The organism is Acidisoma sibiricum (assembly GCF_057837225.1).
Genome location: NZ_JBYQFD010000002.1, coordinates 65,151 through 81,710 on the forward strand (window position 1 = coordinate 65,151; position 16,560 = coordinate 81,710).

The 16,560-nt window shown below is 62.1% G+C and carries 16 protein-coding genes; 3 read left to right on the forward strand and 13 right to left on the reverse strand.

The features are described 5' to 3' along the window. Window positions 1-6 precede the first annotated feature (6 nt). Together AC3G7M_RS18740 and AC3G7M_RS18745 are read left to right on the forward strand one after the other, a co-directional pair. Complete coding sequence (locus AC3G7M_RS18740; RefSeq protein WP_489217146.1) at window positions 7-1,089, forward strand: Gfo/Idh/MocA family protein; 1,083 nt, start codon at window positions 7-9, stop codon at window positions 1,087-1,089. A 16-nt stretch (window positions 1,090-1,105) separates the two neighbouring features. Further along, window positions 1,106-1,753: a ThuA domain-containing protein gene (locus AC3G7M_RS18745; protein ID WP_489216762.1), complete on the forward strand. Its 648-nt coding sequence runs from the start codon at window positions 1,106-1,108 to the stop codon at window positions 1,751-1,753. 5 nt (window positions 1,754-1,758) lie between these two features. Here the strand turns inward: AC3G7M_RS18745 and AC3G7M_RS18750 are convergent, their stop codons facing one another. The 13 genes from AC3G7M_RS18750 to AC3G7M_RS18810 form a co-directional block, all read right to left on the reverse strand. Continuing rightward, complete coding sequence (locus tag AC3G7M_RS18750; RefSeq protein ID WP_489216764.1) at window positions 1,759-2,532, reverse strand: ABC transporter ATP-binding protein; 774 nt, start codon at window positions 2,530-2,532, stop codon at window positions 1,759-1,761. 25 nt (window positions 2,533-2,557) lie between these two features. Beyond that, entirely contained in the window at window positions 2,558-3,898 is a 1,341-nt protein-coding gene (locus AC3G7M_RS18755; protein ID WP_489216766.1) for an ABC transporter substrate-binding protein, read from the reverse strand. 70 nt (window positions 3,899-3,968) lie between these two features. Further along, entirely contained in the window at window positions 3,969-5,039 is a 1,071-nt protein-coding gene (locus AC3G7M_RS18760) for a branched-chain amino acid ABC transporter permease (RefSeq protein ID WP_489216767.1), read from the reverse strand. A gap of 2 nt (window positions 5,040-5,041) precedes the next feature. Then, window positions 5,042-5,923: a branched-chain amino acid ABC transporter permease gene (locus AC3G7M_RS18765; protein WP_489216769.1), complete on the reverse strand. Its 882-nt coding sequence runs from the start codon at window positions 5,921-5,923 to the stop codon at window positions 5,042-5,044. A 12-nt stretch (window positions 5,924-5,935) separates the two neighbouring features. Continuing rightward, window positions 5,936-6,703 (reverse strand): ABC transporter ATP-binding protein, encoded by a 768-nt coding sequence (locus tag AC3G7M_RS18770; RefSeq protein WP_489216771.1) that lies wholly within the window; start codon window positions 6,701-6,703, stop codon window positions 5,936-5,938. Beyond that, window positions 6,700-7,731, reverse strand: a complete 1,032-nt coding sequence (locus tag AC3G7M_RS18775; protein ID WP_489216775.1) for an AMP-binding protein — start codon at window positions 7,729-7,731, stop codon at window positions 6,700-6,702. The genes AC3G7M_RS18770 and AC3G7M_RS18775 overlap by 4 nt, the downstream gene beginning before the upstream one ends. Before the next feature lie 291 nt (window positions 7,732-8,022). After that, window positions 8,023-9,192, reverse strand: coding sequence for a Gfo/Idh/MocA family protein (locus tag AC3G7M_RS18780; RefSeq protein ID WP_489216776.1), 1,170 nt, complete (start codon window positions 9,190-9,192; stop codon window positions 8,023-8,025). Between the two features lie 11 nt (window positions 9,193-9,203). Continuing rightward, window positions 9,204-10,256, reverse strand: coding sequence for a sugar phosphate isomerase/epimerase family protein (locus tag AC3G7M_RS18785; RefSeq protein WP_489217147.1), 1,053 nt, complete (start codon window positions 10,254-10,256; stop codon window positions 9,204-9,206). A 90-nt stretch (window positions 10,257-10,346) separates the two neighbouring features. Beyond that, window positions 10,347-11,168 (reverse strand): carbohydrate ABC transporter permease, encoded by an 822-nt coding sequence (locus AC3G7M_RS18790; RefSeq protein WP_489216777.1) that lies wholly within the window; start codon window positions 11,166-11,168, stop codon window positions 10,347-10,349. Then, on the reverse strand, window positions 11,165-12,067 hold the full coding sequence (locus AC3G7M_RS18795; protein ID WP_489216778.1) for a carbohydrate ABC transporter permease: 903 nt from the start codon (window positions 12,065-12,067) through the stop codon (window positions 11,165-11,167). Before AC3G7M_RS18795 ends, AC3G7M_RS18790 begins: the two co-directional genes overlap by 4 nt. A 22-nt stretch (window positions 12,068-12,089) precedes the next feature. After that, on the reverse strand, window positions 12,090-13,316 hold the full coding sequence (locus AC3G7M_RS18800) for an ABC transporter substrate-binding protein (protein WP_489216780.1): 1,227 nt from the start codon (window positions 13,314-13,316) through the stop codon (window positions 12,090-12,092). Between the two features lie 54 nt (window positions 13,317-13,370). Then, entirely contained in the window at window positions 13,371-14,264 is an 894-nt protein-coding gene (locus AC3G7M_RS18805) for a sugar phosphate isomerase/epimerase family protein (RefSeq protein ID WP_489216782.1), read from the reverse strand. A gap of 9 nt (window positions 14,265-14,273) precedes the next feature. After that, the gene (locus AC3G7M_RS18810) at window positions 14,274-15,296 is read right to left on the reverse strand and encodes a Gfo/Idh/MocA family protein (protein WP_489216784.1); all 1,023 of its coding nucleotides are present in this window, start codon (window positions 15,294-15,296) and stop codon (window positions 14,274-14,276) included. Between the two features lie 128 nt (window positions 15,297-15,424). Here AC3G7M_RS18810 and AC3G7M_RS18815 point away from each other — a divergent pair, with 128 nt between their 5' ends. Next, a complete protein-coding gene (locus AC3G7M_RS18815) occupies window positions 15,425-16,495 on the forward strand; it encodes a LacI family DNA-binding transcriptional regulator (RefSeq protein WP_489216786.1) in 1,071 nt (356 codons plus the stop codon). Window positions 16,496-16,560 lie beyond the last annotated feature (65 nt).

Genomic DNA, 16,560 nt, shown 5'->3' on the forward strand with positions numbered 1-16,560 from the left:
ACAATGATACGGCAACTCGGCATCGGCGTTATCGGATGCGGCACCATCAGTGCCGCCTATCTTAAAGCGGCAAGACACTTCCCGGTGCTCGCGATCCGCGGCCTTGCCGACGTCAATATGGAGGCGGCCCGGACCCGCAGCGCGGAATTCGGCGCACCCGCGATGACGGTGGAGTCGATGCTCGCCGACCCGACAATTGATCTTGTCATCAACCTCACCATTCCCCGCGTGCATGTCGAAGTCGGGCTCCGCGTCCTCGCGGCGGGCAAGCATGTCTATTCGGAAAAGCCCCTTGGCGTCACGAGCCTGGAGGCGCAGCGCCTGCTTGATGCTGCCGCCCAAGCAGGCCTGCGCGTCGGCTGCGCACCGGATACCTTTCTCGGTGGCGGGCAGCAGGCTTGCCGCGCTTTGCTGGATGAAGGGGCCATCGGCCAGGCCATCGGCGGCACTGCGTTTTTCATGTGCCCGGGTCATGAGCGCTGGCACCCGGCGCCGGACTTTTACTACCATCAGGGTGGCGGCCCCATGCTCGACATGGGTCCCTATTACATCACCACGCTGGTCAATCTTCTGGGCCCGGTCGCCCGTGTCGCCAGCATTACTAGCTTGATGCGCAAGCAGCGCGTCATCACCAGCGAGCCGCAGGCCGGCAAATTGATCGACGTCGAAGTGCCGACGCATGTCGCCGGCACGTTGCATTTTGTCTCTGGCGCCGTCATCTCCATCGCCATGAGTTTCGACGTGCCCAAACACAGGCATCTACCCTTGGAACTCTACGGCACCGACGGCGCCATCATCATCCCTGATCCCAACCACTTCGGGGGCGAGATTGAAGTCGTCAAGACCGGCGGCGAATGGGAACAGGTCGAAAGCCACCACGCCTATGGCGATGGCAATTACCGTATTCTCGGCGTTGCCGACATGGCGCAGGCCATTCTGACCGACAGGCCTCACCGCGCCAGCGGCGCCCTTGCCTATCATGTGCTTGAAGTCATGGAATCTTTCGAGCGCTCATCAGTGAGCGGTCAAACCGTCACCATAGACAGCAAGGTCGATCGGCCGGCACCCATGCCGCCCGGCGGCCTGTGACAGGGGAGCAGAGACAATGCAGGAAGCCTTGATTGTCTGGGGCGGCTGGGCCGGGCATGAGCCTGAGCAATGCGCGTCCGTCGTCGCCGGCCTGCTGCAGGAAGCAGGCTTCAAAACATATCTTGAAAACACGACTGAGGCTTTCGCCGATCCCTCCATCGCCGAACTCAGCCTCATCGTGCCCATTTTCACCATGTCAAAGATTGAGAAGGAGGAACTCGACAATCTCACGAGCGCGGTCGCGGGTGGTGTCGGCCTCGCCGGCTTTCATGGCGGCATGGGGGACGCGTTCCGCGAAGCGGTGGAATATCAGTTCATGGTCGGCGGCCAATGGGTCGCCCATCCCGGCAATATCATCGATTATACCGTGGATATCACCAAGCCCGATGACCCGGTCATGCAGGGTCTGCCGCTGCATTTCCCGTACCGCTCGGAGCAGTATTACATGCATGTCGATCCATCAAACGACGTGCTGGCCACCACGCGCTTCGGCGGCGACCACGCCAGCTGGATCGACGGCGTCGTCATGCCGGTCGTGTGGAAGCGCCGGCATGGCAAGGGACGGGTATTCTATTCGTCCCTCGGTCATGTCGCGCAGGAATTCGAGCGGATTGAGATGCGCGAGATTCTGCGCCGCGGCATGCTTTGGGCGGCGCGCGACTGAAGTGATCAGACCGGAATCTCTGCCTGGCGCGTTTCGCCAAAATAATAGGCCATGAAATCCTGTGACTGACGCAGATCGTCCGCCGGTCCTGACGTCACCACGCGGCCGTTTTCCAGCACGAAGCCGTAATCGGCGTAATGGAGAACAAGGTTGGCGTTTTGCTCCGCCAAAAGGAAGGTCACGCCATCGGCGCGGTTGAGATGCTGGATGATGTCGAAAATCTCTTCCACAATCATCGGTGCCAGACCCATGGACGGCTCGTCGAGCAGAACCAGCGTCGGCCGCGTCATCAGCGCGCGGCCGATCGCGACCATCTGCTGCTCCCCGCCCGACAGCAGTCCGGCGCGCGTGCGCTGCTTCTGCTTCAGGCGCGGGAACCATTCGTAGATCCGGTCCAGATCGCAGCGCAGCGCGCGGCGGCTGGGACGATGCAGGAAGCCCCCCGAGGCGAGGTTCTCCTCCACCGTCAATTGGCCAAAGCACTGGCGACCCTCCAGCACCTGAACGATGCCCTGCCGCACCACTTTGGCGGGATCGAGGCCGAGAATAGACTTCCCGGCCCAGGTGATATCGCCCCGGGTGACGCGTCCCCGTGACGCCCCGAGCAGGTTCGAGATCGCCTTCAGCGTTGTCGACTTGCCGGCGCCATTGGCGCCGAGCAGAGCGACAATGGAACCACGCGGCACGGTCAGAGACACGCCCTGCAGCGCGAGCACGGACTCACCATAGACGCTTTCGACATCGGCCACGGTCAGCATATCGGTGCCATGCGCGCTCATCGGACTGTGTCCCTTTGCGGTCGAACTAGTTGGTCGCGACGTCGCGCGGCGGCAGATTCTTCTGCTTGGCATAGGACGCGGCCTTGGCGAAGATCGCGTCATGGAACAGCGAACGGTCGCCACGCAGCCAGCCGGTGAGCAAAACCCAATGCTTGCCGTCCCACTGCTCGATCTTGGCGGCGGGTTCGCCTTCATGATCGGTGGGCGTCAGCGTCAGCGGGCTCAGCAGGCCCGTGGCACCGATCGCCGCCACCCGCTCCGGCGTGATGTTGAGATGCTCCAGCGCCCATTGGCCCTGGGCCGGTGTCAGCGGGTGATTGCCAAACTTCTGATGGCCGGTATGGAGCACTTCGCCATAAATGATCGCAGCCACAAGACCGGCATTGTAATAGACTGAGCCGAATTTCGAGGTATCGCGCAGATCGCTCTTGCCCGGATCGATGATCTCTTTCTTGATCGTCTGGCTGATTGGGAAGCTGGCGCCGGATGGGAACACGGCCACCGCCTTATAGCCCACCGCCGCCGAACCCGCAGGCTTCACGTCTTCTTCGGAGCCGCTCCAGATATCACCGATGATGTGATTGGACGGGAAGCCCACGCGGGCCGCGGTCTTGATGGCGACCGGCGTCATCACGCCCCAGGCGCGCAGGAAGACCCAATCGACGCCCTGCTGCTTGATCTGCTGCCACTGCGCCTGCTGCTGCTCACCCGGGTCCGGCACGGGGATCTGGATATCCACGAAACCGTATTTCTTGGCGAGAATGGCCAGCGGCTCGATGGTGTCACGGCCATAGCCTGAATCATGATAGACGGTCGCGATCTTCAAACCCTTCAGCTTGTCGAAGCCGCCGACCTGCTGGGCGATGTAGTTGATGACGATCGAAGATTCGGTCCAGTAATCGAACAGCACCGGGAACTGATACGGGAAGACACTGCCATCGACCGCGTCTTCGCGTCCGCCGGCAACCGATACAACCGGCAGCTTGTCGGCGCGCGCTTCGTCGGAAATCGCGGCGTCGAAGCCGCTGGACGTATCAAACAGTGCGGCAACCTGTGCGCCCTGATAGCCATGCTTGTAGCGCTCATAGCATTCAAAGGCGCGTTCCAGCGTATAGGCCGTTTCGCATTCCTGAACCAGGATCTTCACGCCGTCGATGCCGCCATGGCTGTTGACGTAGTTGAAGTAATCATTGATGCCGCCCCATTGCGGAATGCCAGCGGGCGCATAGGGACCGGTGCGATAGGAGAACAGCGGGTAGAGCTGCTCGCTGGAATGGTCCGCGGCCTGGGCCGGGGACAATGAGAAAGCAAACGCGGCAAAGGTGACGGCGGCCGCTGCGGCTTGCAGCTTTTGTTTGAAGTGCATGACGATCCTCAGAATTGAATGGGAATAGGAAGATGCGGGAGGGCGGGGCTTACCGACAGAATTGCATGATTTACCTGCGCAGCGGCCAGATGCTGAGCGCGCGCCATCTGCGCGAGACGAGATGCGCCAGCCCATCCGGTTCTTTGATGAGAAGAAAAATGATCAGGGCACCGAAGATGATCGGTTCCAGATTCGCGATCGAGCCCTGATCAATGTAGCTGTCCAGGCCGAGCACCGGCACCAGGATATCCAGCAGGATTGGCGTCAGCACGATAAAGGCCGCGCCGATGAAATTGCCGAACAGGCTGGCCGATCCGCCGATCAGCACGATGAACAGCACCTGAAATGACTTATCAAGTGAAAATGTATTGGAATCGGCGGTGCCCAGATAGGCGAAGGCCCAAAGCGCGCCGGCGATGCCCAGAAAGAAGCTGCTGACCGCATAGGCTTGCAGCTTGCGCCGGGCGATGGGCACGCCGGTGACGGAGGCTGCCACCTCCATGTCCCGGATCGCCATCCAGTCACGCCCGATGCGGCTATTGATGATGGTATGGGCGAGGAGCAGCAGCAATCCTGTCGTCACCGCCACCAGCAGGTAGCGACCGGTCGACGACGTCAGGTCAAAACCGAAGATCTCGAGCCGGGGGGCCGAGATCGTCAAAGACATGCTATTGTTGGAAAACCAGTGATAGTTGCGAAACAGCCAGGTGAAGAAGAACTGGGCGCCGAGCGTGGGCGCGCTGAGGTAAAAGCCGCGAATGCGCAGGCTGGGCAGGCCGAAGATGAGACCGCCCAAAGCCGCCAGCAGTCCCGACAGCAACAGCACCACGGGAAGGGGCAAGAACGGCAGTCTGAGCAGCAGGTTATAGGAGGAAAACGCCCCGACCGCCATGAAGGCTGCAGCACCCAAAGACATAAGCCCGGTATAGCCCATCAGAAGATTGAGTCCGAGACCGGCCAGACCCATGACGATGGTCGGAATGATCAGTGAATTCAGCCAGTATTCGTTGCCGATGACGGGAATGATGCCAAAGACCGCGACCACGGCGAGGAGGATAGCGACGCGTCGCCCCGAGACGAGGGGGGCACGGCTGACCGTTCCGCCAAGGGGCGCGGCATCGGCCGTCTTGCTTGCGGACATGGTCAGACCCTTTGAATGGGCTTTTCGCCGAACAGACCGTTCGGACGCACGAGCAGGAAGGCGGTGGCGAGGATATAGGCAAACCAGTCGGATACGGCGCCATGCACCAAAGGTCCGATATAGATATCCGCCAGGTTCTCGGTGGCGCCGACAATGAGGCCGCCCAGAATGGCACCGGGAATGGACGAAAAGCCCCCGATGATCAGCACAGGCATCGCCTTGAGCACGACAAGCGACAGCGAGAATTGCACGCCCTGCCGGTTACCCCAGAGCAGGCCGGCGATGAGCGCCACAACGCCCGCCACGCTCCAAACGATGCGCCAGATATGCGGCAGGCCGATGCCGATGGATTGGGCGGCGAGCGTATTGTCCGCCACCGCACGCAGGGACACCCCGACCCGGGTTTTACCGAACAGAAGGGCGAGCACCACGACAAGAAGGATCGAGACGACGGCGGTGAAAATATCGAATTCGCTGACTTGCAGGCCATACAGATTGAGCGGCACGTCCGGGATACCCAGATCAAGCTGATGCACATCGGTGCCCAGCACCAGCTGCGCGAAGCCTTCGATCACGAAGGACAGCCCGAGTGTGGCCATGAATAGCGTATCAGGACTGCGATTGACGAGCGGCCGCAGCACGAACCATTCGATCAGCACAGCCGTCACGATCAACACGCCGACTGTGATGATGAAGCAAAGCCAGAAAGGCAGTCCATGCTCGTTCAGTGTCACGAAAGTGAGCGCGGAGAGCAGAACCATCGCACCTTGGGCAAAATTGAACACGCCGGAGGCCTTGTAGATCAGCACGAAGCCGATCGCGACAAGAGCATACATCAAACCCGCAAGCAGGCCGGAAATGATGATATTGACGAGAAATAGCATGACTATCCGGCCTTAGTGCTTGGTGCCGAGATAGGCAGAAATGACATCGGGATTGCTGCGCACGTCGTCGGGCGTGCCGTCACCCACCTTGCGCCCGTAGTCGAGCACGACGACATGATGGGATAGCCCCATGACGACGCCGATATCATGTTCGATCAACACGATGCTCGTCCCCAACTGGCGGTTCACATCCAAAATGAACTGCCCGAGTACGGTCTTCTCGGTGCGGTTCATGCCGGCCATCGGCTCGTCGAGCAGCAACAGCTTGGGCAGGGAAACCAGGGCACGCGCAAGCTCCACCCGCTTCTGCAATCCGTAAGGCAGCTGTCCGACGACCGCATCCCGGTAGGCGGAGATGCCGAGAAAGGCGAGGATGTCTTCTGCCTGCGCCCGCGCCAGACGCTGCTCCGCCGCGTAGCGGCCCACGCGAAGAGCAATTTCAAGAAAGCTCGCCGTGCCCTCTCGGGTCAGTCCCGTCAGAACATTGTCGAGCACGCTCATCCGCCGGAACAGCGCGTTGTTCTGAAAGGTCCGGCCGATGCCGATCTTGGCCGCGCGCGATGGCGTCGGATGCAGGAAGGGCTGGTCATCGACAATGATGTCCCCTGTATCGGCCTTGTAGACACCGTTGATGACATTGAGCAGGGAACTCTTGCCGGCGCCGTTAGGCCCGATAAGTGCGCAGATCTCGCCCTGCTCCACCGTAAAACTCAAGGAGGTCAGGGCCCGCACGCCTTGAAAAGAGAGCGACACATCGCGCACGGCCAGCGCCGCCGTCACAGCAGGATCTCCGCGGTTGCCAGATGCGACAGCGCGACCGCGTGATGCACAAGGTCGTCCCTGTCATAGGCTTGGGCTGACCACGGCCGCACGGCGATGGCCAAGGCCTGGAAAATCTCCGTCTGCGGCGGCGTCGCGGCATTTGGCAAAATCTCGGCGTCGATTGTAGTCAAATGGCGGAGTCCCAGCCGATGTCGCGCGATCCGGCGAACCAGACTGTGCAGGACGGATTTTGGCCAGGCGCCCCCCGCGCTCGCAAAGCGCCGCGGCAGACGGCTTGTAAAATCATCGGCTGCCGCTGTTAGACGGTCAGCGGAGGTAAGCCAGATCGTGGGCTGAATTTCCAGCCGGTCGCGGGCTGCGGCCGCCGCAATCTCAGGCAAGGCCAGAACCGTATCGTTCTGTAGCCAGCGATCAAACACTGCCGTGATCGCGCCCGGTGAGGCGGTCGAGGCCTCTACCCACAGCACTGCCTGATCAGAACCCGCGCTCGCGGCCCGCGGCAGCGGGACGGCACTATCGCGATTGGACGCGATCCCGCTCAACAGGTCGCTGAAGAAGATGACCGCGCTATCATGCCGCTTGCCAGGGGCTGCATGATCGAAGGCAATCTGAATGGAGCCCAGTTGCAGGCGCAGCTGCAGCCACACGGCCAGGCTTTCACGCTCCTGGATGACCGCGAGCCGCGGCGGCTTTGCGGCGGTTGCCGCCAAAATCTGCTCAGCCGTCGCTGTTGGCGACAACACAATGATTTCGGCACCAATCGCATAACCGGCAAAGGCCGCCAACAAAATGCTGGGTGTAATATCACCAACCAGCGCAATCCGGTCGCTGGCCGTGACGCCGGATCTGGCAAAGCCCTGGGCAAGGGCGTCGACAGATCGCGCGACGGCGCCCCACTGCCATTCAATCCATTCACCCCGGTACTTATGACGCAGCGCAAGACCGTTCGGGCGGCCGGCAACGCAGGATAGAAGCGCATCATAGGGATTGGTGTGCTCGCCAATCACAGGTCTGAACGATGCCATCGATGTCTCACTTCCTCGCGGCCCAAGCTAAATCACAGCCAGCGGTGATGATAGCCGCAGCCGTCGCAGATAAACACCTATGTTCGATCGCGTCAAATGAAGTTACACGACAAAAATTCGTTTTATAATTCCGGGAATGGCACGCAGGCTATTTTCTCCTTCCGCTCTCGATTGAATGTTTTTTTCTTTAGGGCGTATCGGCAGGCCGCCGCCCTGGGGCTGCGGGCACAACTGCGGAGGGCGGACCTGCCCCTGGGCTAAGTCAGGCCCGAGGCAGGTCCGGCGTCGGGATTAGCCTATGGCGGGCAAAGGTTGCCATGTCCCGCCCGCGGCGGCGGAGGCGACGGCCGCTGTGATGAAGGCCATGCCAGCAAGCCCGTCCGCGATCGTGGGGTAATGCACGTCCGCCGGCGCCGCATCACCGCGCTGTGCCGCCCGGATAGCCCGTGCCGCCTCCGCATAGATGGTCGCGAAAGCTTCGAGATAGCCTTCCGGGTGGCCCGCCGGAATGCGGGACACGCGCGCGGCCTCGGGTCCCGCGCCCGCTCCTGCCCGCGTCAGCAGGCGCTTCGGCTCGCCGAAGGGCGTGTACCAAAGGTGATTCGGCTCCTCCTGCGCCCATTCCAGGCCGCCCTTGCTGCCATAGACGCGCAGCCGCAGCCCATTCTCATTACCCGGTGCCACTTGGCTGGCCCAGAGCATGCCACGCGCGCCGCCGTCGAAGCGCAGCAGGATTTGCACATCGTCATCGAGGCGCCGGCCGGGCACGAAATGGCTGAGTTCGGCGCAGAGCGCTTGCGCACGCAAGCTGGTGACGAAGGACAGCAGATTGAAGGCATGGGTGCCAATATCCCCGACCGCACCACCGGCGCCCGAACGCGCCGGGTCCGTCCGCCAGGCGGCCTGTTTCTGGCCGGTTGCCTCCAGATCCTGGGTCAGCCAATCCTGCACATATTCGGCCTGCACGACGCGGATGTCGCCCAATAGTCCCTGCGCCACCATGGCGCGGGCCTGCCGAATCATGGGATGGCCCGTGTAGTTATGCGTCAGGATAAAGAGCTTGTCGCTGGCGCGCGCCGCATCGGCCAGGGCCTGTGCCTCCGCCAGGGTCGCGGTCAGCGGCTTGTCGCAGATGACATGGATACCGGCCTTGAGGAAGGCGATGGCAGGCGCCGCATGCAGATGATTGGGCGTGACGATGGCGACAGCCTCTATCCCGTCCGTCCGGGCGGCTTCCACTTCCGCCATCGCTTCAAAACTCGCATAGGCGCGATCGGGGGCAATGCCAAGCTCGGCGGCGGAGGCGGCGGCACGGGCCGGATCGGATGACAGTGCGCCGGCCACCAGCGTGAACTGGTCATCAAGCCGCGCGGCCATGCGATGCACGGCGCCGATAAAGGCGCCCTGGCCGCCGCCGACCATGCCCAGGCGGATGCGGCGGTGCTGATTGGATTCAGCCATGATCTCTCTCCTCACAGACCCAGCAGGCGGCGATTGGTCGCCACATCCACGCCGCTCGCGGCAAAATCGTCGAAGGCGCGGGCCGCCACCTGAATGATGTGGTTTTCGATGAAGGGCGCGCCTTCGGCCGCACCCTGCTCGCTATCCTTGATACAGCATTCCCATTCCAGAACTGCCCAGCCGTCGAAACCGTATTGAGAGAGCTTGGCGAAAATGGCGCCGAAATCCACCTGCCCATCACCGAGCGAACGGAAACGGCCGGCGCGGTTGACCCAGGGCTGAAAGCCGGAATAGACGCCCTGGCGGCCGGTCGGATTGAACTCAGCATCCTTGGCATGGAACATGCGGATGCGCTGGTGATAGATATCGATATAGTCGAGATAATCGAGCTGCTGCAGCACGAAATGGCTGGGGTCATACAGCAGATTGGCGCGGGGATGATTGCCCACCCGCTCCAGGAACATCTCATAGGTCACGCCGTCGTGCAGATCCTCGCCGGGATGGATTTCGTAGCAAAGATCGACGCCGGCGGCATCGAAAGCATCCAAAATCGGGTGCCAGCGCCGCGCCAGCTCATCGAAGGCCGTTTCCACCAATCCCGCGGGCCGCTGCGGCCAGGGATAAAGAAAGGGCCAGGCAAGCCCGCCGGAAAAGGTCGCATGCGCGGTCAGGCCCAGATTGCGCGAGGCCTGTGCCGCGAGCATCAGCTGCTCCACCGCCCATGCCTGCCGCGCGCCCGGATTGCCATGCACGGCGGCCGGCGCAAAACCGTCGAAAGCCAGATCATAGGCGGGGTGAACGGCCACAAGCTGGCCCTGCAAATGGGTCGAGAGTTCCGTGAGTTCGACCCCGGCCTCCGCCAGGATACCCTTCACCTCCTCGCAATAGCCGGTGCTTTCGGCGGCGCGCGCGAGATCGAACAGCCTTGCGTCCCAGGAGGGGATCTGCACGCCCTTATAGCCATGGCCGGCCGCCCACCGGGCGATGTCCTTGAGCGAATTGTAGGGTGCGGTATCGCCGGCAAACTGGGCGAGGAAAATGGCCGGCCCTCTGATCGTGCGCAATGTCATGCGTCTTTCTCCTGATCTGCCGGCTGCACGCCGGTCTTTTCCACTCTCGTTCTAGTCTAGCCTTGCGCCATTGTCAGCTGTCCGTCATTTCAGGGCGCCGGCCGTCAGCCCGCTCACGATTTTGCGTTGCAGCAGCACGAACAGGATCAGGATCGGCGTCACATAGATGGCCGAATAGGTCATCATGCCGTTCCAATCGCTGGTATTGGGGCCGAGAAAGGCGGACAGGCCCACGGTCGCCGTCTGCAGGTCATCTTCGGAAATCATCGAGCGCGCATAGACATATTCGCCAAAGCTTTGCAGAAAGACCAGCATGCCGGTCACCAGAATGCCGTTGCGGGCCAGCGGCAGGATGATTCGAAAAAAGGCACCGACGCGGGACGCCCCATCCACCATCGCAGCCTGTTCCAGTTCCGCCGGAATCTGGCCCAGGCTCGCGCGCGTCAGCACGATATAGAAGGGCATCACCTTGGCGACCTGGGCCAGGATCACCGCCAGGCGAGGCGTTTGCAGCAACCCCGCTTCGCTGAAGCCGACGAAGAGCGGGGTGACCATCAGCGAGGAGGGCAGCACCTGCATCATGAGAATGGCGAACAGCGCCACATCCACCCATCGGTTGCGATAGCGCGCCAGCACCCGCGCGCAGCCGGTGCCGAGCACGATGCAGATGATCGTCACGCCGCCGGCGATCAGGAAGGAATTGGTGAGATAGGTCGCCATCTCATGCTGGACAAAAACCTGGCCCACAGTCCAGACGATATGGTGCGGCAGAAACCGGGGCGGATAGGCAAACAGATCCTGGCTGGATTTCAGCGCGCTGACATACATCCAGTAGAGCGGAAACAGATAGATACCGGTAATGACAAGGCCCAAGCCGAGCAGAAGATATCGCTTGGTGCTCCTCATGCCGGCTGCTCCATCCGGGTTGAGCGGACATACAGCAGAGCAACCAGGATCACGACCAGGATCATGAGGACCGCGACCACGCTGCCGCCTGCGATGTCATAGGTCTCGAAGGACAGCTGCCAGGACCAGTATTGCGCAACATTGGACGCGTTGGACGGTCCGCCCTGGGTCAGCGCCGCCACCAGATCATATTGCTGCATGGTGAAGATGATGCTGAGGGAGATGACGGCGCCGAGCGTCGCGCGCATCATCGGCAAGGTGACGAACAGAAAGCGCTGGATGGCGCCTGCACCGTCTAGCGCCGCCGCCTCATAGACATCGGCCGGAATTGCGGCAAGCCCCACTGCCAGCAGCAGCATGTTGAAGGGAATGCCGAGCCAGACATTGGCGATGACGAGGGCATAGAGCGCCACATGCGGATTGGCGATCCAGAAGATATGGCCGTGGATCAGACCGAGCGAACCGAGCAGATAGTTGATGACGCCGAAATCCCCGGCCAGCAGCCAGCGCCAGATGGCACCCACCACCAGCGCCGGCATTACCCAACCCGCCAGGAACAACCCTCTCAGCGTCGACGCACCCGGAAAATCCTGCCGGAAGTAGATGGCGAGTGCCAGACCGATGACCAGCTGGAAGAAGACTGAAAGAGACACGAAGATCGCGGTATTCGTCGCCACCCGCCAGGCGACGGGCATGGCCAGCACATGGGCATAGTTGCGCAGTCCCACGAAGGGACGCGCCAGGGTGCCAAGCGTGAACATGTCGATCTTCTGAACCGACATCAGCACCGTGTAGAGCATCGGTAATGCGGCGAAGAGAAAGAGATAGGCGAGCGCCAGCGTGACCATGGTCACGTCGAAGCCCGCGCCATCCCGCAGACGCGCCATCATGCGCCCCATGACAGACCTTTCCCGCCCGCGTCTATGGGCTGACCGCGGCGTCGACGGCCTGCTGGGCCGTCGCCAGCGCCTGGGCCGCCGTCGCCTGATGCGTCAGTGCGGCCTGAATAGCGGTCTGGATCGCCTGCGATATCTCAGCCCAATGCGGGCTTGGACCGCGCACTCGTGCCGTTTCCAGGGCCTGCAGAAAGACCGCGTAATCTACCGGCCATTTCGGATGATCCACGGTCACCTTCGCGGGCGGCAGGAACCCCCAATCATTCCAGACAGCCGGCATCTGGGTATTGAGAAACTCGATGAATTCAAAGGCTTCTTTCGGATGCGCAGATTTTGCGAGGATGACATTGTCGCCCTCGCCGAGCGCCGAGACGCGGACGCTGCCGGGGGTCATGGTCGGCAAAAGGGCCACCCGATAGTCGAATTTCGCGTCCTGCGCCATGCGCGGCAATTCCCATGGACCGGAAATGGCCATGGCTGCGTCCCCGGCGTTGAACGTCGCGGTCGAATCATATTGACTGCGCACCAGCGTATCCGGGGACGCGAGCTTCTCGTCGATCAGTTTCTGCCAGAATTTCAGCGCCTTCACGTCACCCGGCGTATCGAGCTTGTTGTAGTCGCCACCCGCCATCTGAATCCAAGGCAGAAACTGGAAGGTCCCTTCCTCGGATGCGACCGCCGAAAAAGCCAGGCCATAGACATGCTTGGCGGGGTCGGTCAGCTTCTTGGCATCAGCATAAAGCTCGGCCCAGGTCTGCGGCGGCTTGTTGGGATCAAGCCCGGCCGCCTTGAACATGTCCGCATTGTAGTAAAGTGCGAGCGTATTGGCGCCACGGGGAATGCCGTAGACCTTGTCACCGTATTTCACGGCAGCAATTGGGCCTGGGTAGAATGTCGAAAGGTCAATCGCCTTGGACGCTGCGATCATCGGTGCCAGGTCAAGCAGCAGCCCGCGCGCGCTGAACAGATCAATATACGGATTGTCGATATAGCTGATGTCGGGACCGCTGCCGGTAATCCCCGCCCGGGCAAGATCGTTGTTGATGTCCTGGAATTGCACATGCTTCACATGCACCGTGATATCAGGGTGCAGCGTCTCAAACCGCTTGGCCAGCGGGAACATATATTGGTTGTCAAGATCGACTGTCCAGACATTGAGCGTGACATGCGCGGCCTGTGCATGAGGCGCGTATGCCAGGCTGAGCGCCGCGGCGCAGGCCAGGCTCGTGCCCAGATATTTCAGACGAAGCATAAGCGTCCTCCTCTCGATTGTCGTTGAACCGGCGCCTCTTGCGGGCGCTTGTGGTCAGGCCGGATTGGGAATGACAGCGCCACCCCGGCATTGCTGCAGATAGCGCAGGCCCGCCACTTGCCCGGTCATCTCCAGCGCATCGCGATAAACCGGATCGTGCCAGCCTTCGATATCGATCGATCCGCCATAGCCGGCGAGACGGAGTTCGGAGATGATATCCGTCCAGTTGGAATCGCCGAAGCCCGGCGTGCGCATAAACACAAAAGGATGCTTGCCGAAAATGCCATGTTCACGGATCACCTCCCACCGAATGGTCGCGTCCTTGCCATGGACATGGAAGATGCGCGACGCCCATTTGCGGATCTGCGGCAGCGGGTCAATCAGATAGACCATCTGGTGACAGGGCTCCCATTCCAGCCCGATATTATCATGGGGCAAGGCGTTGAACATCAGCTCCCAGGAATCGGGGTTATGGGCGATGTTCCAGTCGCCCGACGCCCAGTTCCCGTCCATGGCGCAATTCTCGAAGGCGATGCGCAGCCCGCGGTCCGCGGCGCGACGCGCCAGCTCCCCCCAGATCTCGGTATAGCGCGGCAGGCTGTCCTCGATCGGACGGCCACGGACACGCCCGGTGAAGCCCGCAATCGTCGTCGCACCAAACAGATGCGCATGGTCGATCAGGGTCTTCCATCCCTGCAGCGTCTCGCGGTCAATCGGCCCATCCTCCAGCGGATTGCCGAACATCCCCAAGGTCGAGATGGTGACATCCCGGTCCCCGATCGTCTCCCGGATTTCTCCGGCCAGGCGGGGAATATCGACGCCACCCAGACGCTGCCAGAAGAAAGGCTGAATACTCTCAAAACCATGCGGCAGAATCTGCCGCACGTAAGAGCCCACATCTCCACCGTTGCATTTCACCATCGTGCCGATGCGCAAATCCATCACCATCCCCTTCGATCAGACTGTTACTGCCACGCGTGTGCCGCTTTCCGCGCTCAGGGTTGCGGCCATCACCATGGCGAGGCTTTTGATATTGTCCTCAGCCCTTGTCTCAGGCGGCGTGCCACCCTGTACGGCGTCCACAAAATCGCGCAGCACGCCCAAATGGCCGCCGATGCGATCCTCCGGCGCCAAAGGCGGAATGGGAATGAGCTGTGCCGTATCGAACAGATGCGTGCGTGGCGGCCCAACGATGTCCGCCCTTATCCCGTCATGCCCATCCCAGAGCAGGCTGCCGTTTTCACACTGAATGCGCCAAGCACTTTCCCAACTGGTGGCCAGGCCCTGTGCCACCCAGGAACCGCGATAGGTGAAAATTGCACCCCCCGTCAGCTCAAAGATCGCGGCGGCCGAGGAATCATGCGCAAACCATGAACCGGGCGGATTCCACTCCCGGCAATAGACCGCCACCGCATCCTGGCCAGACATGCACCGCGCTGCATCGAAGGTATGAATTGCCATATCAAGCAGCAGGACATGGTGCATCTCCTCCCGAAAGCCGCCGAAATGCGGGCCGAGAAAGAAGTCGCAATGCAGGCTGGTGACTGGCCCCAGCACGCCCGAGGCCAAAAGCCGGCTGATGCGCCGGATGGGCGCGATATAGCGGCGGTTCTGTATCACGGCATGCACGCGGCCCGCCGCCCGCCCGCGCGCCAGCAGATCCTGCGCCTGCGCCAAGGTCTCGGCCATCGGCTTTTCCGTCAGAACGTGACAGCCCTGGGCCAGCGCGTGAGACACCAGCGCATGGCGCGCTGACGGCACGGCGACATCAAACAGAATATCCGGCCGCAGGCTGTCGATCATCGCCGCCGCATCTGCGCCGATTTGGGCCGGCCCACCCCAGCGAGCCGCCGCGGCCTCGGCTCTGCTCCGATCAAGATCGATGAAGCCTTCAATCGCCAGGCCAGGGATATCCTTCGCCGCGTCGATCCATCCAGCGCTCATGGCGCCACACCCGGCCAGAACCGCGCGTAGACTCATGCCCTATTCCCTCACCCGTTTTGCCATCTCTTCTGCCCTAGGGCGGAGACTGGTCCGTAAACGTTTACGACGTTAGGATCGGGGTAGTGAGCAAGTCAAGACAAAGCTAAGGTCCCGCGGTGTCCGGCATGAAAAAGCGTCAATCGCCCCCTTCTCCCCCGCCGGGTCCGCCGGCGTCCGGCATCCGCGACCTTGCGGCGCGCCTCGGCATTTCCATCGGCACCGTCTCCCGCGCCTTGAACGACCGGCCGGACGTCAATCCCGAAACGCGGCAGCGGGTGATCGCCGCCGCGCGCGACATCGGCTATGTGCCGCAGCAATCTGGCCGCAGCCTGCGCAAAGGGGCGACCCATAATATCGGCCTGCTGTGGGAAATCCCCGAAGGCCGAGAGGCGTATGGCGAGCCCTTCTTCCTCTCCCTGTTCGGTGGCACGCAGCAGGTCCTCAGCGCGCGCGACTACGATCTGGTCATCATGCCGGATCAGCCCGGCACCACAGCCGACCCCCTGGCGCGGCTGCGCCGCATCATCCAGCGTCGCCAGGTCGATGCGCTGATCCTGCCCTGGACACGGACCAAGGACCCGCGGCTCGACTATCTGGCGGCGGTCGGCATTCCCTTCGTGTCCCTCGGCCGCAGCCTGTCAGGCGGCAGGAATCCCTGGATCGATCTGGATTTCGAGCGGGCAGGAGAGATCGCGACCGCGCGTTTCATCGCAGCCGGCCATCGTCGCATCGCCATCGGCCTGCCCGCCGACAGTCTCATGCAAAAGCGCTTCTTCCTGGCAGGCTACCGCCGCGCGCTGCACGCCGCGGGGATTCCCTTCGACAAGGCCTTGGTGGCGGAAGGTGAGGTAACGCCGGCCGGCGGCTACGCCATCGCACAGCGTCTGCTGGGACAAGATCCCAGGCCAACGGCGATCCTGGCGATAGACAGCAGCATGGCGGTGGGGCTGTATCGGCGCCTGGCGGAACTCGGCCTGCGCTGCGGTCAGGATGTGGCGATCATCGGCGGGGTGCATGACACGCCCATGACGGAATTTCTTGTCCCCGCACTAACCTGCTTCAGCTTGGATACGGCGGCCCTCGGCCGGCGTCTGGCTGAGATCCTGCTGGCCCGGCTGGAAGGCCATACGGCGCCAGAGGGGGAGCTTTGGCCGCTGACCTTGGTCGAACGCCAGAGCGACCGTATTAAAGCCTGAACGGTTTAAGCCTGAGGCGGAACGGCATGGCGGGCACAAGGCCCGCCATGCCGTATCGCGGCCGG